Annotated in this window: 21 protein-coding genes; 5 read left to right on the top strand and 16 right to left on the bottom strand. The window is 71.4% G+C overall.

All coding sequences use genetic code 11. The features are described 5' to 3' along the window. Positions 1-8 precede the first annotated feature (8 nt). Genes OO69_RS01590 through fabG form a run of 4 tightly spaced genes read right to left on the bottom strand, consistent with a single transcriptional unit; the run spans position 9 to position 4,669 of the window. Complete coding sequence (locus OO69_RS01590; protein WP_033278483.1) at positions 9-1,217, bottom strand: acetyl-CoA acetyltransferase; 1,209 nt, start codon at positions 1,215-1,217, stop codon at positions 9-11. Next, positions 1,214-2,653 carry an OB-fold domain-containing protein gene (locus OO69_RS01585; RefSeq protein ID WP_033278482.1) on the bottom strand — a complete coding sequence of 480 codons (1,440 nt, stop codon included), beginning with the start codon at positions 2,651-2,653 and terminating at the stop codon, positions 1,214-1,216. The genes OO69_RS01590 and OO69_RS01585 overlap by 4 nt, the downstream gene beginning before the upstream one ends. After that, positions 2,653-3,900, bottom strand: a complete 1,248-nt coding sequence (locus OO69_RS01580) for an acetyl-CoA C-acetyltransferase (protein ID WP_199810857.1) — start codon at positions 3,898-3,900, stop codon at positions 2,653-2,655. The genes OO69_RS01585 and OO69_RS01580 overlap by 1 nt, the downstream gene beginning before the upstream one ends. Before the next feature lie 22 nt (positions 3,901-3,922). Beyond that, positions 3,923-4,669 carry a 3-oxoacyl-ACP reductase FabG gene (gene fabG / locus OO69_RS01575; protein ID WP_033278481.1) on the bottom strand — a complete coding sequence of 249 codons (747 nt, stop codon included), beginning with the start codon at positions 4,667-4,669 and terminating at the stop codon, positions 3,923-3,925. A 125-nt stretch (positions 4,670-4,794) separates the two neighbouring features. Here fabG and OO69_RS01570 point away from each other — a divergent pair, with 125 nt between their 5' ends. After that, positions 4,795-6,021 carry an acyl-CoA dehydrogenase family protein gene (locus OO69_RS01570; protein ID WP_033278480.1) on the top strand — a complete coding sequence of 409 codons (1,227 nt, stop codon included), beginning with the start codon at positions 4,795-4,797 and terminating at the stop codon, positions 6,019-6,021. Here the strand turns inward: OO69_RS01570 and OO69_RS01565 are convergent. Next, positions 6,008-6,589: a DUF2889 domain-containing protein gene (locus OO69_RS01565; protein WP_033278479.1), complete on the bottom strand. Its 582-nt coding sequence runs from the start codon at positions 6,587-6,589 to the stop codon at positions 6,008-6,010. The two genes, OO69_RS01570 and OO69_RS01565, sit on opposite strands and share 14 nt — an antisense overlap. After that, positions 6,586-7,413: an enoyl-CoA hydratase-related protein gene (locus OO69_RS01560; RefSeq protein ID WP_033278478.1), complete on the bottom strand. Its 828-nt coding sequence runs from the start codon at positions 7,411-7,413 to the stop codon at positions 6,586-6,588. Before OO69_RS01560 ends, OO69_RS01565 begins: the two co-directional genes overlap by 4 nt. Before the next feature lie 156 nt (positions 7,414-7,569). Between OO69_RS01560 and OO69_RS01555 the strand changes: the two genes are divergently transcribed. After that, positions 7,570-8,388, top strand: coding sequence for a FadR/GntR family transcriptional regulator (locus OO69_RS01555; protein ID WP_234444300.1), 819 nt, complete (start codon positions 7,570-7,572; stop codon positions 8,386-8,388). 136 nt (positions 8,389-8,524) lie between these two features. Next, a complete protein-coding gene (locus tag OO69_RS01550) occupies positions 8,525-9,706 on the top strand; it encodes an amidohydrolase family protein (protein ID WP_033278477.1) in 1,182 nt (393 codons plus the stop codon). 34 nt (positions 9,707-9,740) lie between these two features. Here OO69_RS01550 and OO69_RS01545 read toward each other — a convergent pair whose 3' ends face one another. From OO69_RS01545 to OO69_RS01520, 6 genes are read right to left on the bottom strand one after another with little or no spacing between them, the layout of a single operon-like run. After that, positions 9,741-10,865, bottom strand: a complete 1,125-nt coding sequence (locus tag OO69_RS01545) for a serine hydrolase domain-containing protein (protein WP_033278476.1) — start codon at positions 10,863-10,865, stop codon at positions 9,741-9,743. Continuing rightward, positions 10,858-12,309, bottom strand: a complete 1,452-nt coding sequence (locus OO69_RS01540; protein ID WP_051800707.1) for a class I adenylate-forming enzyme family protein — start codon at positions 12,307-12,309, stop codon at positions 10,858-10,860. The genes OO69_RS01545 and OO69_RS01540 overlap by 8 nt, the downstream gene beginning before the upstream one ends. A gap of 4 nt (positions 12,310-12,313) precedes the next feature. After that, the gene (locus OO69_RS01535) at positions 12,314-12,736 is read right to left on the bottom strand and encodes a MaoC/PaaZ C-terminal domain-containing protein (RefSeq protein WP_033278475.1); all 423 of its coding nucleotides are present in this window, start codon (positions 12,734-12,736) and stop codon (positions 12,314-12,316) included. Then, the gene (locus OO69_RS01530; RefSeq protein ID WP_033278474.1) at positions 12,733-13,185 is read right to left on the bottom strand and encodes an FAS1-like dehydratase domain-containing protein; all 453 of its coding nucleotides are present in this window, start codon (positions 13,183-13,185) and stop codon (positions 12,733-12,735) included. The genes OO69_RS01535 and OO69_RS01530 overlap by 4 nt, the downstream gene beginning before the upstream one ends. 15 nt (positions 13,186-13,200) lie before the next feature. Then, a complete protein-coding gene (locus tag OO69_RS01525; RefSeq protein ID WP_033278473.1) occupies positions 13,201-14,052 on the bottom strand; it encodes an enoyl-CoA hydratase-related protein in 852 nt (283 codons plus the stop codon). Between the two features lie 4 nt (positions 14,053-14,056). Then, a complete protein-coding gene (locus OO69_RS01520) occupies positions 14,057-14,566 on the bottom strand; it encodes a PaaI family thioesterase (RefSeq protein WP_033278472.1) in 510 nt (169 codons plus the stop codon). 146 nt (positions 14,567-14,712) lie between these two features. On the opposite strand from OO69_RS01520, the gene OO69_RS01515 reads away from it, so the two are divergent. Next, complete coding sequence (locus OO69_RS01515; RefSeq protein WP_033278471.1) at positions 14,713-15,909, top strand: CaiB/BaiF CoA transferase family protein; 1,197 nt, start codon at positions 14,713-14,715, stop codon at positions 15,907-15,909. A 4-nt stretch (positions 15,910-15,913) separates the two neighbouring features. Here the strand turns inward: OO69_RS01515 and OO69_RS01510 are convergent, their stop codons facing one another. Genes OO69_RS01510 through OO69_RS01495 form a run of 4 tightly spaced genes read right to left on the bottom strand, consistent with a single transcriptional unit; the run spans position 15,914 to position 19,495 of the window. Then, positions 15,914-16,669, bottom strand: coding sequence for an SDR family NAD(P)-dependent oxidoreductase (locus OO69_RS01510; protein WP_033278470.1), 756 nt, complete (start codon positions 16,667-16,669; stop codon positions 15,914-15,916). Next, complete coding sequence (locus OO69_RS01505; protein ID WP_078652249.1) at positions 16,669-17,181, bottom strand: nuclear transport factor 2 family protein; 513 nt, start codon at positions 17,179-17,181, stop codon at positions 16,669-16,671. The genes OO69_RS01510 and OO69_RS01505 overlap by 1 nt, the downstream gene beginning before the upstream one ends. Beyond that, the gene (locus OO69_RS01500) at positions 17,178-18,356 is read right to left on the bottom strand and encodes an acyl-CoA dehydrogenase family protein (RefSeq protein ID WP_033278469.1); all 1,179 of its coding nucleotides are present in this window, start codon (positions 18,354-18,356) and stop codon (positions 17,178-17,180) included. Before OO69_RS01500 ends, OO69_RS01505 begins: the two co-directional genes overlap by 4 nt. Positions 18,357-18,373: 17 nt before the next feature. Then, positions 18,374-19,495 carry an acyl-CoA dehydrogenase family protein gene (locus tag OO69_RS01495; RefSeq protein WP_033278468.1) on the bottom strand — a complete coding sequence of 374 codons (1,122 nt, stop codon included), beginning with the start codon at positions 19,493-19,495 and terminating at the stop codon, positions 18,374-18,376. Positions 19,496-19,602: 107 nt separating this feature from the next. Between OO69_RS01495 and OO69_RS01490 the strand changes: the two genes are divergently transcribed. Next, positions 19,603-20,424 carry an enoyl-CoA hydratase/isomerase family protein gene (locus OO69_RS01490; RefSeq protein ID WP_033278467.1) on the top strand — a complete coding sequence of 274 codons (822 nt, stop codon included), beginning with the start codon at positions 19,603-19,605 and terminating at the stop codon, positions 20,422-20,424. Positions 20,425-20,447 lie beyond the last annotated feature (23 nt).

The following is a 20,447-nucleotide window of genomic DNA, read 5'->3' as shown; positions in this document are numbered from 1 at the left end:
CACCTTTCTCAGTCGGTGAGTTCGCTGCCGACGACGGAGACGAAGGAGACGCATTCGCCGGGGCCGCCGCCGAGGTTGTGGGTCAGGGCGAGCGAGCGGCCCTCCGCCACGGACCCGACCGTCCGCTCGGGCGGTGCCTCGCCGCGCAGTTGGAGCCAGGCCTCGAACATCATGCGCAGGCCGGAGGCGCCGATCGGGTGGCCGAAGGCCTTGAGGCCGCCGTCCGGGTTGACCGGCAGCGATCCGTCGAGGTCGAAGGCGCCGCTGGTGACGTCCTTCCACGCCTGTCCGCGCTCCGAGAAACCCAGATCCTCCATGAGCACCAACTCCGTTGGCGTGAAGCAGTCGTGGACCTCGGCGAGGGCGAGTTCGGCGCGCGGGTCGGTGATGCCCGCCTGCCGGTAGGCCTCCCGGGCCGAGACGACGACCTCGGGGAAGGTCGTGAAGTCGTAGTCGGGGTCCAGGAGTCCGTCCGCCGGTCCCGCGACAAAGGACAGCGCCTTCACGAAGATGGGCTTGTCGGTGTACCGGTAGGCGTCCTCGGCGCGTACGACGATCGCCGCCGCCGATCCGTCGGAGACCCCCGAGCAGTCGAAGACGCCGAGCATGCCCGCGACGATCGGCGCCGACCGGATGCGCTCCAGCGGCACCTCCTTGCGGAACTGGGCGCGGGGGTTGCGGGCGCCGTTGACGTGGTTCTTCCAGGCGATGCGGGTGATGACGTCCTTCAACTCCTCTTCCGCGAGGCCGTACTTGGCGGCGTAGGCGGGGGCGAGGAGGGAGAAGTTCGCCGGGGCCGTGATCTCACCGCGGCTGTCGTCGCCGGCGCCCGGCATCGAGGTGCCGGAGAGCCCGGACATGCCGGAGTCCTTGAGCTTCTCCACGCCGACCGCCATCGCCACGTCGTAGGCGCCGGAGGCGACCGCGTAACAGGCGTTGCGCAGCGCCTCGGAGCCGGTCGCGCACATGTTCTCCAGGCGGGTGACCGGCTTGTACGGCAGGTGCAGCGGGCGGCTGAGGGTCAGTCCGGAGACTCCGGAGGCCTGGGTGCCGAGCCAGAACGCGTCGATGTCGTCGAGCGTGATGCCTGCCGAGGTGACGGCCTCGCCGACGGCGTCGACCAGCAGGTCGTCCGCCGAGCGGCCCCAGTGCTCGCCGAAGGGCGTGCAGCCCATGCCGACGATCGCGACCCGGTCCCGGATTCCGTGCGAGCTCATGCGCCTGTCCCCTCGGTCTCGCCGGTGCGTACCGGCCGGGCCTTCCAGAAGTAGTTGTGGACGCCGGCGGCGGTGACCGTGCGCCGGAAGGTCATCTCGACCCGGGCGCCGATGACGGCCTCGGCCTCGGTGGCGTCGGTGAGCTGGCAGCGGAAGCGGCCACCGCCGTCGTAGTCGACGACCACGACGAGCATCGGAGGGCTCGGTGTGTGGGCCAGCCGGTCCACGGTGAACGTGGCGACCGTGCCCCGCACCTGTTCCATCGGCTCGTCGGTCATGGCGTCGACGCTCCGGCAGGAGACGCACACCCGGTCCGGCGGCAGATGCCGGGTCCCGCACTTCTCGCAACGGGAGGCGACGAAGCCGTACTTCCAGCTGTTGCGGCGGTGCGCGGGCGGGGCGTAGGGCGGCTCGGGGTCCGGGCGCCGGGGCGGTTCGCGGTCGAGGAGACCGCGCCAGGAGAGGTAGGTCGCGTACGGCATGGGGGCACCGCCCGCGGCGATCTGCGCGGCGACCGGGCGGGCGGCGCGGTGGGCGGGGAGGGCGTCGGTGGTGCGCAGGAGCAGGACTCCGGCGCCGTCGCCGAGGACGACGAGCGCGATGATCCGGCCGGGTTCGGCCCGGTCGAGGACGTCGGCGAGGAGCAGGCCGGGCTGGGCGGTGCCGGCGTTGCCGATCTCCGCGGTGAGGTCCGCGGTCGCCGCCTCGGGCCGTACGCCTGAGGTACGACGCACCGTCGCGCACGCGCGCGCGTGCAGGCCGGAGACGACGAGGTGGTCGATGGCGCCCCGGTCCAGGCCCGCCTGGTCGAGGGCGGCGGTGAGCGCCTTGTCCGCGAGGGACACGTAGATCTCCTCGGCGAAGCGCTCCTCCCAGACGCGGGAGGCGGGCGCACCGGGCAGCCGCCAGCGGTCGAGGATCTCGTCGCTGACCGTGTCGTGGGCGAGCAGCTCCGCGAGCACGGGGGCACCGTTGCGGTGGCCGCCGAAGGCGAAGGCCGCCGCGCCGTCGCCGCCCGTGCTCTCCTCGGCGCCGCCGGGCAGACCGGTGCGCAGGTCGGACAGGACCGCGAGCGTCGGTACCGGGGAGCGGGCCGCGGTGACCAGGGCGCCGAGGCCGGAGCGGACCGAGCCCGCCATGTCGACGGCGAGGACGTGCGGGTCGAGGCCGAGCGCGGCATGGACGGCGGTCGCGTTGGTCTTGTCGAGGTAGGCGGGCGCGGCGGTGGCGAGGAAGAGCTGGCCGACGCGGGTCCGCAGCCCGTCCCTGGCCAGGGCGGACCGGGCCGCCTCGACGGCCATCGAGGTGGTGTCCTCGTCGTAGCCCGCGACCGCGCGCGTGCCCCGGGACGGGGTCGTCCCGAGGGTGGCCGCGATGTCGGCGCGGGCGAGGCGGTGGTACGGCACGTAGGCGCCGTATGCGATCAGTCCGGCCATCAGCGTCCTCCATTGGCGTCGATTGCGGGCGTCCGTTCGAAGACCGCGGCCAGGCCCTGGCCGCCGCCGAGGCACATGGTCTCCAGGCCGAACCGGGCCTGGCGGCGGTCGAGTTCGCGCAGCAGGGTGGCGAGGATGCGGCCGCCTGTGGCGCCGACGGGGTGGCCCAGCGAGATGCCGGAGCCGTTGACGTTGAACCGCTCGAAGTCGGCCTCGCTCAGGGCCCATTCGCGGGTGCAGGCGAGCACCTGGGCGGCGAAGGCCTCGTTGAGTTCGATCAGGTCGATGTCGGCGAGCTTGAGTCCCGCGCGGTCAAGTGCCTTGGCCGTGGCGGGTACCGGGCCGATGCCCATCGTCTCCGGGGGCACGCCCACGACGGCCCAGGAGACCAGGCGGGCGAGGGGGCGCAGGCCGAGTTCGGCGGCGCGCTCGGGGTGGGTGACGACGCAGAGGGCCGCGCCGTCGTTCTGTCCGCTGGCGTTCCCGGCGGTCACGGTCGCCTCCGCGTCCTGCCGTCCCAGTACGGGGCGCAGGCTCGCGAGTTTCTCCAACGTCGAGTCGGGGCGCGGGTGTTCGTCGGTGCCGACGACCGTCTCGCCCTTCCTGGTCCGCACGGTGACCGGCACGATCTCGTCGGTGAAGCGGCCCTCGTGCTGGGCGGCGACCGCCTTCTCGTGGGAGCGCAGGGCGAGTCGGTCCTGCTCCTCGCGGGGGATGTCGTACTCGCGCCGCAGGTTCTCGGCGGTCTCCAACATGCCGCCCGGAACAGGGTGGTTGACGCCTCCGGAGGTGACCCGACCGCGGGCCAGCCGGTCGTGCAGGGTGGTGCCCGCGCCGCGCACACCGAAGCGGACGCCGGTGGTGTAGAACTCCGCCTGGCTCATCGACTCGACGCCGCCGGCCAGCACGAGGTCGCTCGCGCCGGTCTGCACCTGCATCGCCGCCGTGATGATCGCCTGCAGTCCGGAGCCGCAGCGGCGGTCGATCTGCAACCCTGGCACCTCCACCGGCAGACCGGCGTCCAGGGCGGCCACGCGGCCGATGGCCGGGGCCTCGCCGTTGGGGTAGCACTGGCCCAGCAGCACGTCGTCGACGGCGGCGGGCGGGATGCCGGTGCGGTCCAGTACGGCGCGTACGACGGCGGCGGCCAGCTCGGTCGCCGGTACGTCGCGGAAGACGCCTCCGTAGCCGCCGACGGGGGTACGCACGGGTTCGCAGATCACCGCGTCACGCAGGAGGGCGGACATCAGCCATGCCTTTCACGAGGGGTCACATGTACCGGCCGCCGGTCACCTCGAGAACGGCTCCGGTGATGTAGCTCGCCATGTCGGAGGCGAGGAAGAGGACGGCCTGGGCGACCTCGGCGGGCTCGCCCGCGCGGGCCAGGGGGATCTCGGCGAGCTTCGCGTCCCAGGCGGCCGGGGGCATCGCCTCGGTCATGGCGGTGCGGATCAGGCCGGGCTGTACGGCGTTGACGCGGATGCCCGCCTTCGCGAGTTCCTTGGCGGAGGCCTTGGTGAGGCCGATCAGTCCGGCCTTGGCGGCGCTGTAGTTGGTCTGGCCGAAGTTGCCGACCTTGCCGGCGATGGAGGAGATGTTGACGATGCTGCCGCCGTGTCCGTGCGCGCGCATCGCCTCGGCGGCGAACCGGGTGCCGTTCCAGGCACCGGTCAGATGGACGTCGACGACCGCGCGGAAGTCGGCCACGGCCATCTTGCGCAGGGTCGCGTCCCGGGTGATCCCGGCGTTGTTGACCATGACGCCGACCAGTCCGAAGGTGTCGGCGCAGTGGGCGACCAGGGCGGCGACCTCGTCCTCGTCGGTGACGTCGCAGCGCAGCGAGGTGGCGGCCACCCCGTTCTTGGCGAGGCGTTCGGCGGCTTCCGCCGCGGCGTCCTCGTTGATGTCGCCGAGGACGACGGACGCGCCCGCCGCACCGAGCACACCGGCGATCTCGAAGCCGATGCCCTGCGCACCGCCGGTGATCACCGCGTTGCGGCCGTCCAGAAGCCCCATGTCAGCCCGCCCTCCGGCTCGACGCCGTGCCGCTCTATTCCTTCTAAATAGATAACCTATTATGCTGAAACAATCAATACAGCGATCGGCTGGGGCGAGCGAGGCCGGGCGAGGAGAGCACACGGGTGGACATCAGCTATCCCGCGGAGACCGAGACGTTCCGCACCGAGGTCAAGGGGTTCCTCGCCGAGGCGCTGCCGCCGGACTGGAAGGGCATCGGCGCCCTCGACGAGGAGGCCGCCTGGTCCTTCGCCCGGGACTGGCGGCGCCGGCTCGCCGAGCACCGCTACCTCTCCCTCACCTGGCCCGAGCAGTACGGCGGCCGGGGCCTGTCCAAACTCCACCAGGTGGTCCTGATGGAGGAACTGGCCCTGGCCGGCGTGCCGTTCGGGCTGCCGCAGGACACCTTCGGCGTCAAGATGCTGGCGAACACGCTGCTGCGCTGGGGCACGGACGAGCAGCGCGTCCACTTCCTGCCGCGCATCCTCAGCGGCGAGGACACCTGGTGCCAGGGCTACTCGGAGCCCGACGCGGGCTCGGACCTGGCCTCGCTGACGACGCGCGCCGTCCGCGACGGCGACGAGTGGGTGATCGACGGCCAGAAGGTGTGGACGTCCGGCGCCCACCACAGCGACTGGATCTTCGTCCTGGCCCGCACGGACCGCACCGCCCCCAAGCACCGCGGCATCTCCTTCCTCCTCGTCCCGCTGGACCAACCCGGCGTCGAGGTACGGCCGTTCCGCATGATGAGCGGCCAACTCCACTTCAACGAGGTCTTCTTCAACGGCGCCCGCACCCGCGCCGACCTGGTCGTGGGCGGCGTCGACAACGGCTGGACCGTCGCCCAGAGCCTGTTGGGCGTGGAGCGCGGGGAGGAGGCGGCCACCAACCCGATCCTGTTCCGGGCCGAGGTGGAACGCCTCGTGGAACTGGCCCGCCTCTACGGCAAGGACCAGGATCCGGTCGTCCGGCAGCGGATCGCCTGGTGCTGGTCCAAGGTCGAGATCATGCGCTATCTCGGCTACCGGATCCTCACCGGCTGGCTCAAGGGCACGGAGCCCGGCCCCGAGTCGTCCATCGCCAAGCTGTACTGGAGCGAGTACCACACGAAGGTCACCGATCTGGCGATGGACATCATGGGCCTGCACGCCCAAGTCCCGGTCGGACGACCGCCGTTGCGCACCTACCGCACGGACGACCCCGGCGCCGCGAACTCCTCGGCGTCCTGGTCGACGACGTACCTGATCGCCCGCTCCGGCACGATCTACGCGGGCACCTCGCAGGTACAGCGGAACATCCTCGCGGAGAAGGTGCTGGGGCTGCCGCGCGAGCCGAGGCTCACGAACCCGTAGGCCGCTCGAAGGCGTCGAGTCCGGGAACCGGGCGGGGGCCGGTCCCGGGGCGCCAGCCCGCGTCGAGCTTGCGCAGGCCCACGCCGTCCGGGGCCCAGATGTGGCAGCTGTTCAGCACCCCGGCCGTGGCGCGCGGGCCGTTCGCGGGTTCGCCCGCGTCTCGGCGGCGCGCGTTGGCCGACATGGCCGCCTGCACCACGGCGGGGCCGAGCACCCGGGCCAGTTCGTGGAGGTGGGAGCAGCCCAGGACACCGCGGAACCGCTCCTGGATCGCCCGGTTGTACCCGGCGGTGACGCCGAGGCCGACCAGGCTGTCGAAGACCGGGGTGATGAACGGGCACTCGGCGTGCGGAAACGTCAGCATGTCCGCGTCGGCGGCCACGATGGTCATGTCGGCGAGGCGGACCCGCACCGCCAGCACCATCCGGTGGATGTCGGCGACCGCCGGCTCGGCCCACGGCCGGTCGTCCCGCAGCTCCGCCTCGACCGAGATCTCCTCGCCGCCGGGCTCCTGATGGGCGGTGACGGTGATGGTGCGGCGGTGCAGCGGGAGTTCGGCGCGGCTCACGACGAGGCCTCCGCCGGCTCCGGCACGTTCTCGCCCAGCCCGGCGAACTCCGGCTGTCGGCGTTCGATGAAGCTGCGCACGCCCTCGCGGTAGTCGGGGGCGCGTTTCGCCGTGGCCAGCAGCGCGGCGGCGGTGTCGCGGCTCTCGGTGAAGCTTCTCGCCTGATCGTCGGCGAGCTGCCGTTTGATGAGGGACATCGCGTACGGGCTGGCCGAGCGGGCGAGTTCCGTGGCGTAGGCGAGGGCCGCCGGGAGCAGCTCCTCCGGCTCGACGAGACGGTTGACCAGGCCCATCGCCTCGGCCTCCGTGCCAGTGACGCGGCGCGAGGACAGCAGCAGGTCGCTCGCGTTCCCGTAGCCGATGATCCGGGGCAGGAGCCACGAGACGCCGTCCTCGGCCACCAGGCCGCGGGCGCTGAACGCGGCGGCGAACTTGGCGTGCGGCACGGCGAACCGTACGTCGCACATCAGCGCCTGGTTGAAGCCGATGCCGGCGCAGGCGCCGTTGACGGCCGCCACCAGGGGCTTGGGGAACGACATGGGCCGGGTGCGCGGCGGCAGCCGGTCGGTCGGCCACGGGCGCGCACCCGAGGACGCGCCGTCCAGCACGCTCATGTCCATGCCCGGGCAGAAGCTGCGCCCCGCGCCGGTGAGGACGACGGCCCGTACCGCCGGGTCCGCCTCCGCGCGGTCGAACAGCTCGTTGTAGAGCAGCTCCATCTCCAGGGTCCAGGCGTTGTGCCGCTCGGGCCGGTTCAGGGTGAGCAGCATGACTCCGTCGCCGGTCAGCTCACTCAGGATCACCGGGGCCGCATGCTCGTTCATCGAGGTCACTCCCAGAGCCCGTTGGTGGCCTTATAGCTAGATGAATCATCTATATACCCAACCACGGTCCGGGCACCAGATCGGGTCCCGCCGAGAGAAGATCACCCAACCCTTGACCTGGTACCCTCGATGCACTAAGACGATTCATTTTGCTATATGACGGAGGAGCCCGCCGTGGCCGAGGCAGCCCGCGCAGAAACGCCAACCGTGCCCGTCCCCGCGCGTGGCCGCGTCGGACGCCAGGTGCGTGTCCCCAAGACCGCCGAACTGGTCGCCGCGGAGTTGCGTCGCCAGATCGTGCGGGGCGAACTGAAGCCGGGCGACGCCCTGCCGCCGGAGTCGGGGCTGATGGAGCAGTTCGGCATCTCCCGGCCGACGCTGCGCGAGGCGTTCCGCGTCCTGGAGTCGGAGTCGCTGATCACGGTGCGGCGCGGCGCGCACGGCGGCGCCCGGGTGAGCGCGCCGGACTCCGACGTCGCGGCCCGCTTCGCCGGCCTGATCCTCGAGTACCGCGGCGCCACCCTGGGCGACGTCTACCGCGCCGCGGCCGTCATCGAGCCGCCCTGCGTACGCCAGTTGGCCGCCAAGCACACGGCGGACGACATCAAGCGACTGCGTGACGCGGTGGCGGCCGAGAAGGCCGTGCTGGACGACCCGCTGAGCCTGGTCGAGGCCCAGGACACCTTCCACGCCCTGCTGGTCGAGCTGACCGGCAACCAGACGCTGATCCTCCTGTGCGGCATGCTGCGCAACATCATCGACCGGGCCAACGCCTCGTACACCGCGGCCGCCACCGACGCGGCGACCCAGAAGGCACAGGCCCTCAAGGGGCACCGGGCCCATGTGCGCCTGGTCGGGCTGATCGAGTCCGGCAAGGCCGACGAGGCGGAGAAGCTGTGGCAGCGCCACATCAGCGGCGCCGACGACGTGGTGAACGGAGCCGGACCCAAGACGGTCCTCGAACTCATCGACTGACCAGGCGAATCCTCATCGGCCGACCGCGCGGATCGAGCATCGCCGAGCCGTTTCCCTCTCACCCCTTGCGCCTCCGAAACAGTTAGATAATTATAGGAGGCGTACTGAATAGATCTGGGGTCCGGAGGCGACGGCCATGGCCGAACAGCGCAAGCGCATCTTCGACTGCGACCAGCACATGTACGAGGAACGGGACTCCTTCACCCGCTACCTCCCGAAGGAGTTCCTCGGCCAGGCAGTGGCCCCGGTGACGCTCCCGGACGGCCGCGAGGTCATCCTCGCCGGGGACCGGATCGTGGTCTGCCTGGAGCCGGAGTTCGGGCAGGTCTACCGGCCCGGCTCGCTCAAGGAGATGCTCAAGGCGATGGCCTCGGGCAACCCCGACGAGACGTACCAGTTCGAGCCGATGCACGAGTCGTACCAGAACCGCGAGGCCCGGCTGCGCGTCATGGACGAGCAGGGCCTCGACCAGACGATCATCTACCCGGGCGGGTGGGCACTGGTCGCCGAGGAGTACGTACAGGGCGTCGAGCCGCTCTACGCCAACTACCACTCGTTCAACCGCTACATGAACGAGGTGTGGGGCTTCAACCACCAGGACCGCATCTACTCCCCCGCGCTGCTGTCGCTGCGCGACCTGGACAGCGCGGTGAAGGAACTGGAGTACGTCCTGGAGCGTGGCGCCCGGTTCATCATGCTGCCGACCGGGCCGCAGTACGGCCGCTCACCGGGCGACCCGTACTTCGACCCGTTCTGGAAACTGGTCAACGAGGCCAAGGCCAGCGTCTGTTACCACATCAGCGAGTTCTACTACAACTCGAACGTCGCCCCCGCCTGGGGCCACGACGCGAGCCCGATCCACTTCCGGATGTCCGCGTGGCAGTGGATGAACACCTACGGCCAGCGCCCGATCGAGGAGACGCTCTCCGCGCTCATCTTCGACAACCTCTTCGAGCGCTTCCCCGACATCAACGTCCTGGTCTCCGAGTTCGGCGCCGAGTGGGTGCCGCACTTCGTCCGGCACATGGACAAGAGCCGCGGCATGGGCCGCAACGGCCCCTGGATCGGCGGGCAGTTGAGCGAGCGGCCCAGCCAGGTGTTCCGCAAGCACATCCGTGTGGTGCCCTACCCGGAGGACGACATCCCGAGCCTGGTCAAGCGCCTCGGGTACCACGAGTCGATCGTGATGGGCTCGGACTTCCCGCACGCGGAGGGCATCGCCAATCCGGCCGACTACCGCAAGCTCCTCGCGGAACTCGACGAGTCCGTCCAGGACGACATCATGTACAACAACGCCCAGCAGCTGATCAGCCGCTGAGCGTTCCAGCCCCTCCGCCTGGCGGCGGACCCGGTCATCGGACCAGGTCCGCCGCCAGGTTCGCGATGTCGGTGAGCAGCGCCGTGCCACGCGGGGTGTGGTCGTAGCCGGCGAGCGGATAGCCGTTGCTCAGGCAGGCGAAGGACAGGCCCGACTCCGGGTCCATGAAGCCGAGTTGATAGGCGGCGCCCGCGCTGCCGAAGAGCGACGGCGAGCCGGTCGACGGGAGTTGGCTACCGGCGTCCGGACCGGCCACCGTCACGAACAGGCCCATGCTGGTACGGCGGCTGCCGCCACCCCCGTAGATCTGCTCCCCGTACGGAAGTCGGGTCAGCCGGATCCGGGTGCCCTCCGCCACCGCCTCCGGCTTCCACAGGCCCGAGTGCTCCAGTGCTTGGAAGTACAGGGCGACATCGGCGGCGGTGGCGACCAGGGCGTGGCTGGGTTCGCCTGCCGCCAGGACACGAGGGTCGGCGAGGTACCACGGTCCCCAGGGGTCGGGTTCCTGGGTGTCGTCGGTGCGGTCGGTGGCGGTCATCGGGGCGACGGTGCCGGGCTGTTGGTCGACCGGGACGCCGAGTTCGATCGAGGTGAGGCCCAGCGGCCGGGCGATCCGTTCGTGGAGGTAGTCGGCGAAGGGCAGACCCGTGCGCCGTTCGACGATCTCGGCGATCAGCCAGGCGGCGGCGGTGAGATGGAACTGGAAGCGGGTGCCGGGCGGGGTGTCGAGCCGCCAGCGCCCGAAGGCGGCGAGCCGCTGCTCACGGTCCAGCATCTTCGGGTAGCCGAGGGGGGCGAAGGGGAAGCCGGCGGTGTGCGTGAGCACCTGCTCGACGGTCACCGTCTCCTTCCCGTTCGGCGCGAACTCCGGGATGATCGCGGCGACTTGCTCGTCCAGGTGGAGGAGTCCCTCGCCGAGCAGCTTCCACACGACACCGGCGACGATCGACCGCCCGACGGACTGCAGCACATATCGGGTGTCCGGCCCGGCGTCCCCCCAGGTCTCGAACGCCACCAGGCGACCGCCGCGGGCGACGGCGACCTGCGCGGACGGCAGCGGCCCGTGCTCGACCTCCAGCCGGATCCGGCGCAGCAGGACGTCCAGCCGGTGCGGGTCCACCCCCACGCTCTCCGGCTCGACGACGGAACGGTCACTCATGGGCTTCTCCTTGGCCGGGCTCGCGCAACCGACGCCGCACGATCTTGCCGTTGGCGTTGCGCGGCAGGTCGTCCACGAACCACCAGCGGACGGGGACCTTGAATCCGGACAGCCGGGCGCGGGCCTGCGCCCTGAGCGACGCCGGTTCCGGTGGGGCGTCGGGGTCGGCCGGCACGACGAAGGCGACGACGGTCTGGCCGAGCCGTTCGTCGGGGGCGCCCGTGACCGCCACGTCCGCGACGCCGGGGTGCGCGGCCAGGACGGTCTCGACCTCCAGCGGGTGGACGTTCTCACCGCCCCGGATGATCATGTCGCTGCCCCGGCCGTAGAGATAGAGGTAGCCGTCCGACGCCACCCGGCCCAAGTCACCGCTGTGCAGCCAGCCTTCGGCGTCGATCCGGAAGAGGTGGTCGGCTCGGGCGTGGATCTCGCCGACACCGTCCGGTGCGGCGTCACGCACCCGCAGTTCGACCCCGGGGGCGGGCCGTCCCACGGACAGCAGCAGGTCGCTGCGTCCGGCGACCGCCTCCCGGTGGTCCTCGGGGGTGAGCACGCTGATGGGTGAACCCTCGGTCTGCCCGAACATGTTGAGCATGCGGACGCCGGGCATCGCCTCGTACGTCCGCCGCAGGGTGCCGGGGCGGACGGGCGCGCCGCCGTACTGGAGGACTCGCAGCGTCTCGTGGTGCGCCTGGCCGGCCGCCAGCAGGGTCTCCAGCATCGCCGGGACCATGCTGGTGTGCGTGGCGCCGAGTTCGCGCAGCAGGGCCCAGCCGTCGACGGTGAAGCGGGGCAGCCCGGTGACCAGTGCGCCCGCGGCGAGGGCGACGGCGATGTTGCCGAGGCCGGCGATGTGGTGGAAGGGCGCGCTGCCCCCGTAGAAACTGTCCGGATCGAGCGCGCAGAGGCGGCCGTTGACGCGGGCGCGGGCGGCCAGGCGGCGTTGGGTCATGCGGACGGGTTTGGGGAGGCCTGTCGTGCCCGAGGTGTGCAGAACGGCGGCGAGGTCGTCGGGGTCGGCGGTCAACGGCCTTGTGCTCGGGCGGAGTTCGGGGACGACGACGGCCCGGCGACCGGACAGCTTGGCGACTTGTTCGCCGAGTTCCGCGAACTCGGGTTGCGTGACGAGGAGTTGAGCCCCTGACGCCTCGACCACGGCCGCGATCTCGTACGGCGTCATACGGACGCCTAGCGGGGCGAGCGGGTGGCCGGACCCGGCGCCGCCGATGACGAGCGCGAGGGCGTCGGCGGAGGTGGCGGCCAGGGCGGGTACCGGGGCGCCGGGAGCGAGGCCGAGGGTGTCCAGCCAGTCGGCGGCGCCTGCCGCCCGGTCGAGGAGTTCGCGTCCGGTCCAGGTGAGGTCCCCGAACCGGACGGCGGGACGGGAGTGGTCGTAGGCGGCGAGCACTGTCGCCGTCCAGGTCAACTCCTGCTCGGCGCCCACCGGTTCAGGGCTCCAGCAGAGCCGTCGCGGTGCCGGTGACCACCTCGGCGCCGTCCTGGGTGACGGTGCGCAGCGAGAAGTGGGCGACCGGGCCGTCCGGCGAGTCCTCGACCGCCTCGACGGTCGCCGTCGCGGTCAGGGTGTCGCCGGGCCACACCTGGGCCTTGAAGCGCACCCCGAAGGTCAGCAGCGCCTCAACGCCGACCCAGTCGGTCAGGACCCGGCCCGTCATGCCCATCGTGAGCATCCCGTGGGCGAAGACACCGGGGTAACCGGCGACCTCGGTGGCGAACCTCTCGTCGGTGTGCAGCGGGTTGAAGTCGCCGGACGCGCCCGCGTATTGGACGATCCGGGTGCGCTTGAGATCGTCGACCAGCACGCTCTCGCGGGTCTCGCCGACCTTGACGTCGTCGACGCTCAGGCTCATCGGGCGTCCTTCCTGGTCGCGGGGCCCTCGGGCACGACGGCCACGGTGCGGGCGCTGACAACCGGTTCGCCGTCGGCGTCGCGGTACTCGGTGATGCGCTCGCTGAACAGCAGGCGCCCGGTGCGGCCCTGCTTCTCCCAGTTGCGGCCGGCGACGGTGGTGGCGTACAGGGTCTCCCCCGCGCGCACCGGCCGGTGGTACTCGAAGTGCTGCTCGGCGTGCAGACCGCCACCGCCCTCGGGCATCACGCCCGGCTCGGCGCCGGACCCGAACCACTCCTCGCCCGGCTTGGGCCGCAGCCGGTAGTCGGGATCGTGGTGGGCGCTCGCCATGGTGAAGGTGGGCGGCGCGAGCGCGGTCTTGCCGACGTAGGCCGGGTTCTCGTCGCCGATGGCCCGGGCGAACGTCAGGATGTGCCCGGCCTCGACCGGGAAGGGCTGCCCTGTCATCTTCCAACTCCTCGGTCAGTACGGCAGGAACGCGTCGCGGGTGGCCTCGTCCGGGTCGAAGTCCGGGGGCAGGCCCTCGAACTTGGGCTCCCGTTTCTCCACGAAGCTGGCCACCCCTTCGCGGAAGTCGGGCGAGCCCGCGAAGAACTCCATGGCGGAGTAGGAGCGGGCGAGCGCTTCGGTGAAGGGCCGGTCGAGGTCGCCGTAGACCTGGTGGCGTACTACGGCCATGGCGCGCGGTGAGCAGTTGCGGGCGATGTCGCGGGCGTAGGCGCGGGCCGCGTCGAGCAGGTCCTCGGGCTCCACCACCCGGCTGACGAGGCCGAGTCGCTTCGCCTCGTCGGCGTCGAAGACGCGGCCGGACAGGAGGAGGTCGAGGGCGTTCTCCAGGCCGATGACGCGGGGCAGCACGTAGGGGAGGTTGTACTCGCCGGCGAGGCCGCGGCGCGTGAAAGCGGTGGTGAAGCGGGCGCCTCGGGCGGCGAAGCGTACGTCGCAGATCAGGGCCTGGACCAGTCCGATGCCCGCGCAGGCGCCGTTGACGGCCGCGATGAGCGGCTTGGGCATGTTCCGCCTGCTGTACATGGGCACGCGGGCCTGGAGGTTGAGGGACTGGCCCGGCTGTGCGTTCTGCTCCAGCCGCTGGACGTCCATGCCGGGGCAGAACGCCCGGCCGGCGCCGGTGACGATCACGACGCGGACGGCGGGGTCGGCGGCGGCCTCGTCCAGGAGGGCGAAGAAGCGGCGCTCCATGGGGAGGCTCCACGCGTTCTTGCGCTCGGGCCGGTTGAGGGTGACAGTGGCGACACCGTCCTCGTCGACCTCGTACAGCACCAGGTCCCGGTCCTGGTCGGGTTCGTCGGGCATCGCGTCACTCCTCGGTCAGCGGGTCGATGGGGTCGATGGGCTGGATGGGTTCGCCGACGCCCGGTCGCTCGCCGGAGATCGTCACCACCACCTGCCCCCGGGCGCAGACGACCCCGTCGGTCATCACGTCGACGTCGGCGAAGTGCAGCCTGCGGCCCCGTCGGACGCAGCGCGCGTAGGCCACGGCCTCCCGGCCACGGGCGGGCGCCAGGTACTGCACCGACATCGAGACGGTGCTGAGCCGACTGCCCTTCTGGAAGTCGTGCCCGGCGATCACGGCTCCCGCGCCCGCGGTGTCGATGAGCGCGGAGAGCACTCCGCCGTGGAACACGCCTTCGTGGGCGGTGAGTTGCTCGGCGTAGGGCAGCACGACCTCGACGCCGTCGGGGTCCCAGCGGACCATGCGCAGCCGACAGAGGCGGTTGAACGCGACGCCGCGCTCCCAGCGGGACCGGAACCACTCACGGCGTTCGCGCTGTTCCTGGTCGGTGAGGGGTCTCGCCGCGACGGTCATCCGCACGCCCTCCGGTCTCGGCCGGTCAGCCGATCAATATAGTTACATGAATTGGATAGTTGAAGCAATCACACGGGGCGCAGCCAGGGCGCCAGATGTATTATTTATATAACTGATTCGATGCCTGTGAACAGAGGGAGACCCAGATGCCGTCGACCGCCCTGGCCGGGATCCGCGTCCTCGACCTGTCCCGCATCCTCGCGGCGCCCCTGGCCACCCAGATGCTGGCCGACCTCGGCGCGGAGGTCATCAAGGTCGAGCGGCCCGGAACCGGCGACGACTCACGGACGTACGGTCCGCCGTTCGCCCCCGGCACGGACACCGCGGCCTTCTACCTCTCCTGCAACCGCAACAAGCGGTCCGTGACGGTCAATCACGCGACCGCCGAGGGGCAGGAGTTGATCCGCTCCCTCGCCGCCCGCTCGGACGTCCTGGTCGAGAACTTCCGCGCGGGGACGCTGGCGAAGTACGGCCTCGACCACGAGAGCCTGCTGGCGCTCAACCCGCGCCTGGTCTACCTGTCGGTCACGGGCTTCGGCCAGACCGGCCCCTATGCCGGGCGGCCCGGCTACGACGGCATCTTCCAGGCCATGTCCGGGATGATGAGCGTCTCCGGACACCCCGACGAGCCGATGAAGGTCGGCGTCAGCATGGTCGACATCCTCACCGGCTTGTACGCCAGCACGGCCGTCCTGGCGGCGCTGCGGCACCGGGACGCCACCGGCGAGGGCCAGTTCGTCGACCTCTCCCTGCTGGACTGCGGGCTGGCCTCGCTGTCGCACTTCGCCATGAACTACCTGGTCTCCGGGGAGGTTCCGCAGCGGCGCGGCAACGGCGGCTACGGCGGAATCCCCTCCCAGGCCTTCCAGTGCGCGGACAAGCCGCTGTTCCTCGTCGCGGGCAACGACAAGCAGTTCGCCGCGTTCTGCGCGGCGGCCGACCGCACGGACCTGCTCCAGGACCCCCGGTTCGCCACGACCTCCGCCCGGATCACCCATCGGGAGGAGATCCTGCCGGTGCTCGAAGACATCATGCGGACCCGGACCCGGGACGACTGGCTGGCCCTGCTGGACGAACACGACGTGCCGGCGGGCCCGTTCAACGAGATGCCCGAGGTCTTCGCCGACCCCCAGATCCGGCACCGGGGGATGCTGGTCGAGGTCGAGGATCCGGTGTCGGGCCGGCTGCCGCTGCTCGCGAATCCGATACGGCTCACGGCGACCCCGGTCGAGGGCTACGCCCCGCCGCCCGCGCTGGGCGAGCACACCGCCGAAGTCCTGTGCGGGCTCGCAGGAGTGACGGAGGATCAGCTCGCGGGACTGCGCGCGCGGGGGGTCGTGTGACGCCTCACCCAATGAGCGTCCGGCCGCCCTCCAGCATCAACGTCGCGCCCGTCAGATACGCCATGTCGTCGCTCACCAGCGCGGCGACCGCCCGGCCGATGTCCGCCTCCGGGGCGCCGAGCCGGCCCAGCGGGATCTCGCGGGCGAGTTCCTCCGCCTTCTGCGGATGCGCGGCCAGATAGTCCTCCGCCGCCGGGCTGAGCGCGGCCGGGCAGACGACGTTCACGCGGATCCCGTACCGTCCCCACTCCCGCGCGGCGACCCGGCTCAGCCCCCGGATCGCCTCCTTGGCCATGGCGTACGCCGCGAAGGTCGCCTCGCCCTGCACCGCCGCCGAGGAACCGAGGTTGACGACACTGCCGCGGCTCTCCTTCAGGTGGGGCAGGGCCGCCTGCATCGCGTGGAAGACGGCCAACGGCCCGCTGCGGTAGGTGAGTTCGACATCGTCGTACGACGTCTTCTCCAGCCGTCGCTGCACCGAGGACTGGGCGTTGTTGACGAGCACGTCGAGCCCGCCGAACTCCCGTACCGTCTCGGCCACCATCCGGTCGACGTCGTCCCGCTCCCCCACGTCCCCGACGACGGTGTACGCCCTGCCGCCACGCTCGGCGATCTCCCCGGCGGTGTCCTTCAGCTTGCCCTCGGTGCGGCCGGTGATGACCACGGCCGCGCCCTCGGCCGCGAGTGCCAGGGCGATGCCTCGGCCCACGCCCTGGCCTCCGCCGGTGACCAGTGCCGTCCTGCCTGACAACCGTGTCATCACGTCTCCTTCCAGAAGGTCGTCCAGGTGGGGAAGGCGTCGGGCAGCGCCGGTTCCCCCGCGCCCTCCCAGCCGGTGAAGCCGACCGCCTGGGGGCGGTCGGTCACGTCGGCCGCGTACCAGTGCTGTTCGCGGCGCCGGGAGAAGTACCAGTCGCCGTCGACGCGCGCGTAGTCGTCGAAGTAGCAGATCGCCATCACGATCCACCGGTCGCCGACCTCGTGCTCGGCGCGGCAGTAGACCGCGCCGGTCGCGGTGTCGCGGCCGGTGAACTCGATGCGGTGGCCGCAGAGTTGATGCACCGACCGGTGGAAACCGCGCACCAGGGGCTCGATGTGCTGCCGCAGGACCTGTCGTCCCCGCCCGTGGCGCCCCATGTCGACGTCGGGGCGGAAGCAGCCGACCCAGGCGTCGAGGTCGCGGGAGTCCACGGCCAGGGCGTAGCGGATGGGCAGTTGCTGGATGGCCTGGTGGGACTCGATGCGGTCGAGGCGGTCCTCGGTCGAGGTCATGGCCGCGGCTCCCTCGGCAGACCGAGGAGAAGCTCCCCGATGATGTTGCGCTGGATCTCGCTCGAACCGCCGTAGATCGTCTCCGCGAGGGAGAGCAGGAACGAGCGCTGCCGGGTGTCGAGTTCGTAGTCCTCGCCCACGATCTGCCCGGCGGGTCCGGCCAACTCCATGGCCAGATGGCCGAGTTGCTGGTGGCGTGTCGAGGCGTAGAGCTTCGCCGTGGTGGCCTGGGCGCCCGGTGTGCGGCCCGCGGTCAGTTCGGCGATGGTCCGCAGGTTGGTGGTGCGCATGATGCGTACGGAGATCCAGGCGTCCACGATCCGGCGGCGCAGCATGGGGTCGTCGAGGGCGCCGCGCTCGCGGGCCAGGTCGATCAGTGCCTCGGCCTCGCGCTCGAAGGAGAGCTGCTGGGGCAGCAGGGTGGTGCCGCGTTCGATGCCGAGCGTGGCCATCGCGGTGCGCCAGCCCTGGCCGACCTCTCCTACGGCCATGTCCGCGCCGGTGCGCGCGTCGGAGAGGAAGACCTCGGCGAACTCGTCCTGGCCGGCGAGGTTGCGGATGGGGCGGATCTCCACACCCGGCTGGTCGGTCGGGAGGAGCAGGAGCGTCAGGCCCTTGTGGCGCCGGGAGTCGGGGTCGGTGCGGGTGAGGACGTAGAGCCAGTCGGCGTGGACGCCGAACGAGGTCCACACCTTCTGCCCGTTGACCACCCACTGGTCGCCGTCGCGCTCGGCGCGGGTGCGGACGGAGGCCAGGTCGGAGCCCGCGCCGGGCTCGCTGAAGCCCTGCCCCCACAGTTCCTCGACGGCGAGGATCGGTGGCAGGAAGCGCTTCTTCTGGGCCTCGTCGCCCATCGCGAGGAGCATCGGGCCGAGCAGGTCGAGAGCGTTGACGGTGGCGCGGTAGGGGGCGTTCGCGCGGGCGTACTCGTACTCGAAGACGATCTCCTCGATCAGTCCGAGCCCGCGTCCGCCGTACTCCTTCGGCCAGCCCACGCCCAGCCAGTTCCCGGCCGACAGCTCGCGGTCCCAGGCGAGGCGTACGTCCCAGGCCGCGCCGTCGGTGGGGCCGCCCACGCCCCGGTGCTCGGCGAACTCCCCCACGAGGTGGTCCGCGAACCAGTCCCGCAGTTCGTCGCGGAAGTCGCGTACGGCGGGCCCGAAATCCACTTCCATGTCTGCCTCTCCTGGTGTCAGATGCCGAGCCGGGCGGCGAGCAGTTCCCGGTGGTACGCGGGCGTGCCGAGCAGCACCTCGGAGCTCTTGGCCCGCTTGAGGTAGAGGTGCGCGGGGTGTTCCCAGGTGAAGCCGATACCTCCGTGGACCTGGATGGTGTCGGCGGCGACCTTGGTGAACGCCTCGGAGCAGAAGGCCTGGGCGAGGGCCGCCGCGACGGCGATCTCCGTCTCGTCACCGGCGTCCAGGGCCCACAGTCCGGCATACGCGGCCGAGCGGGCGGACTCGATCTCGACGAGCATGTCGGCGCACTTGTGCTTGATGCCCTGGAACGAGCCGATGGGGCGGCCGTACTGCTCGCGGATCTTGGCGTAGGCGACCGCCGTGTCCAGGGCTGCGGCGGCTCCGCCGACCTGTTCGACGGCCAGCAGCACGGCAGCCGTGGCGAGGGTCCGGGCGAGCGCCGGCCAGGCCGTGCCGTCGGTGCCCAACAGGCGGGCCGGGGTGTCCGTGAAGGTGACGCGGGCCTGTTTGCGGGTCTGGTCGAGGGTGGGGAGGGGGGTGCGGGTGAGGCCCGGGGCGTCGGCGGTCGTGACCGCGAAGAGGCTGATGCCCGCGGGGGTGCGGGCGGCGACCAGGAGCAGGTCGGCGAGGTGTCCGTCGGGGACGTAGGTCTTCACGCCCGTGAGCCGCCAACCCCCCGTTCCTTCGCGGGCGTTGAGCCTGATGCCCGGCTCGTCCCAGCGCCCGCTGTCCTCGGTGAGGGCGAGCGTGGCCACCGTCTCGCCGGATGCGATGCCCGGGAGGAGTTCGGCGCGGGCGGCCTCGTCGTCGCAGCGCAGCAGCGCCTCGGCGGCCAGGGCGACGGTGGCGAAGTACGGGGCGCACAGCAGGGCGCGGCCCGTCTCCTCGAAGACGACGCCGAGGTCGACGTAGCCGAAGCCGGAGCCGCCGTACTCCTCCGGTACGGCGAGTCCCTGGAGTCCGAGTTCCGTGGCCATCCGCCGCCAGATCCACGGGTCGTGTCCGCGCGGGTCGGCGGCCAGGCGACGCACGTCCGCCTCGGTGGCGTGCCGGGTGAGGAACGACCGTACGACCGTGCGCAGTTCGTGCTGTTCCTCGCTGAAGGTGAGATCCATGCCGAGCTTCCCGTCCTCGGTGCGCCCGTGTGCCGGACGCTTGCCGCCCGCCTCTCGATACAGTTAGATAATTATAGTATCCGCACTGAATACACCAGGAGCGCGACGTGACCGATCCCTACGCCCCGTTCACGAGCCTGACCTTCGAGCGGCCCGCGCCCGGTGTGCTGCGCATCGTGCTGGACGCGCCGAACCTCAACGCCGTGGATCCGCGGATGCACGGTGAACTGGCCGACGTCTGGCCCGTCATCGACCGGGACGAGGAGACCCGCGCGGTACTGGTCCAGGGCGCCGGCAAGGCGTTCTCGGCCGGTGGCACCTTCGACTCCATCGAGGCCATGACCGAGGACTACGCCGTGCGCGCCCGGACGATGCGGGAGGCGCGGGACATGGTCTACGGGGTGATCAACTGCTCGAAGCCGGTGGTCTCCGCGATCCACGGCCCGGCGGTCGGCGCGGGGCTGGTCGTCGGCATGCTGGCGGACATCTCCATCGCCGGACGCAGGGCGAAGATCGTCGACGGGCACACGCGGCTCGGGGTCGCGGCCGGCGACCACGCGGCGATCTGCTGGCCGTTGCTGTGCGGGATGGCCAAGGCCAAGTACTACCTGCTGACCTGCGAGGCGCTGACCGGCGAGGAGGCCGAGCGGATCGGCCTGGTGTCGAAGTGCGTGGACGACGAGGACGTGCACGCCGAGGGGCTGCGGGTCGCGACCCTGCTGGCCGCCGGGCCCGCCAGTGCCCTCAGCTGGACCAAGCGGTCCCTCAACCACTGGTACCGCACGGCCCAGCCGCTCTTCGAGGCCTCGCTGGGGCTGGAGTTCTTCGGGTTCGGCGGGCACGAGGTCGTCGAGGGACTCGCCGCCCACCGCGAGAAGCGCGCCCCGGACTTCGAGGGCGTGGGCGGCAAACACCCGATCGACCTGTGACCCACGGACGCACGAGGAGCCCG

The organism is Streptomyces sp. NRRL F-525 (assembly GCF_000716605.1).
Classification (GTDB): Bacteria; Actinomycetota; Actinomycetes; order Streptomycetales; family Streptomycetaceae; genus Streptomyces.
The sequence above is the reverse complement of the archived record's forward strand: the minus strand, read 5'-3'. Positions and strand labels throughout refer to the sequence as shown.

Coding starts and splice junctions, on each gene's coding strand:
- OO69_RS01500 (WP_033278469.1), bottom strand. CDS start 18,356: ATGGAAGTGGATTTCGGGCCCGCCGTACGCGACTTCCGCGACGAACTG.
- OO69_RS01515 (WP_033278471.1), top strand. CDS start 14,713: ATGCCGTCGACCGCCCTGGCCGGGATCCGCGTCCTCGACCTGTCCCGC.
- OO69_RS01550 (WP_033278477.1), top strand. CDS start 8,525: ATGGCCGAACAGCGCAAGCGCATCTTCGACTGCGACCAGCACATGTAC.
- OO69_RS01495 (WP_033278468.1), bottom strand. CDS start 19,495: ATGGATCTCACCTTCAGCGAGGAACAGCACGAACTGCGCACGGTCGTA.
- OO69_RS01535 (WP_033278475.1), bottom strand. CDS start 12,736: ATGAGCCTGAGCGTCGACGACGTCAAGGTCGGCGAGACCCGCGAGAGC.
- OO69_RS01560 (WP_033278478.1), bottom strand. CDS start 7,413: ATGAACGAGCATGCGGCCCCGGTGATCCTGAGTGAGCTGACCGGCGAC.
- OO69_RS01545 (WP_033278476.1), bottom strand. CDS start 10,865: ATGAGTGACCGTTCCGTCGTCGAGCCGGAGAGCGTGGGGGTGGACCCG.
- fabG (WP_033278481.1), bottom strand. CDS start 4,669: ATGGGGCTTCTGGACGGCCGCAACGCGGTGATCACCGGCGGTGCGCAG.
- OO69_RS01580 (WP_199810857.1), bottom strand. CDS start 3,900: ATGTCCGCCCTCCTGCGTGACGCGGTGATCTGCGAACCCGTGCGTACC.
- OO69_RS01510 (WP_033278470.1), bottom strand. CDS start 16,669: ATGACACGGTTGTCAGGCAGGACGGCACTGGTCACCGGCGGAGGCCAG.
- OO69_RS01590 (WP_033278483.1), bottom strand. CDS start 1,217: ATGAGCTCGCACGGAATCCGGGACCGGGTCGCGATCGTCGGCATGGGC.
- OO69_RS01530 (WP_033278474.1), bottom strand. CDS start 13,185: ATGACAGGGCAGCCCTTCCCGGTCGAGGCCGGGCACATCCTGACGTTC.
- OO69_RS01520 (WP_033278472.1), bottom strand. CDS start 14,566: ATGACCGTCGCGGCGAGACCCCTCACCGACCAGGAACAGCGCGAACGC.
- OO69_RS01525 (WP_033278473.1), bottom strand. CDS start 14,052: ATGCCCGACGAACCCGACCAGGACCGGGACCTGGTGCTGTACGAGGTC.
- OO69_RS01505 (WP_078652249.1), bottom strand. CDS start 17,181: ATGACCTCGACCGAGGACCGCCTCGACCGCATCGAGTCCCACCAGGCC.
- OO69_RS01585 (WP_033278482.1), bottom strand. CDS start 2,653: ATGGCCGGACTGATCGCATACGGCGCCTACGTGCCGTACCACCGCCTC.
- OO69_RS01555 (WP_234444300.1), top strand. CDS start 7,570: ATGACGGAGGAGCCCGCCGTGGCCGAGGCAGCCCGCGCAGAAACGCCA.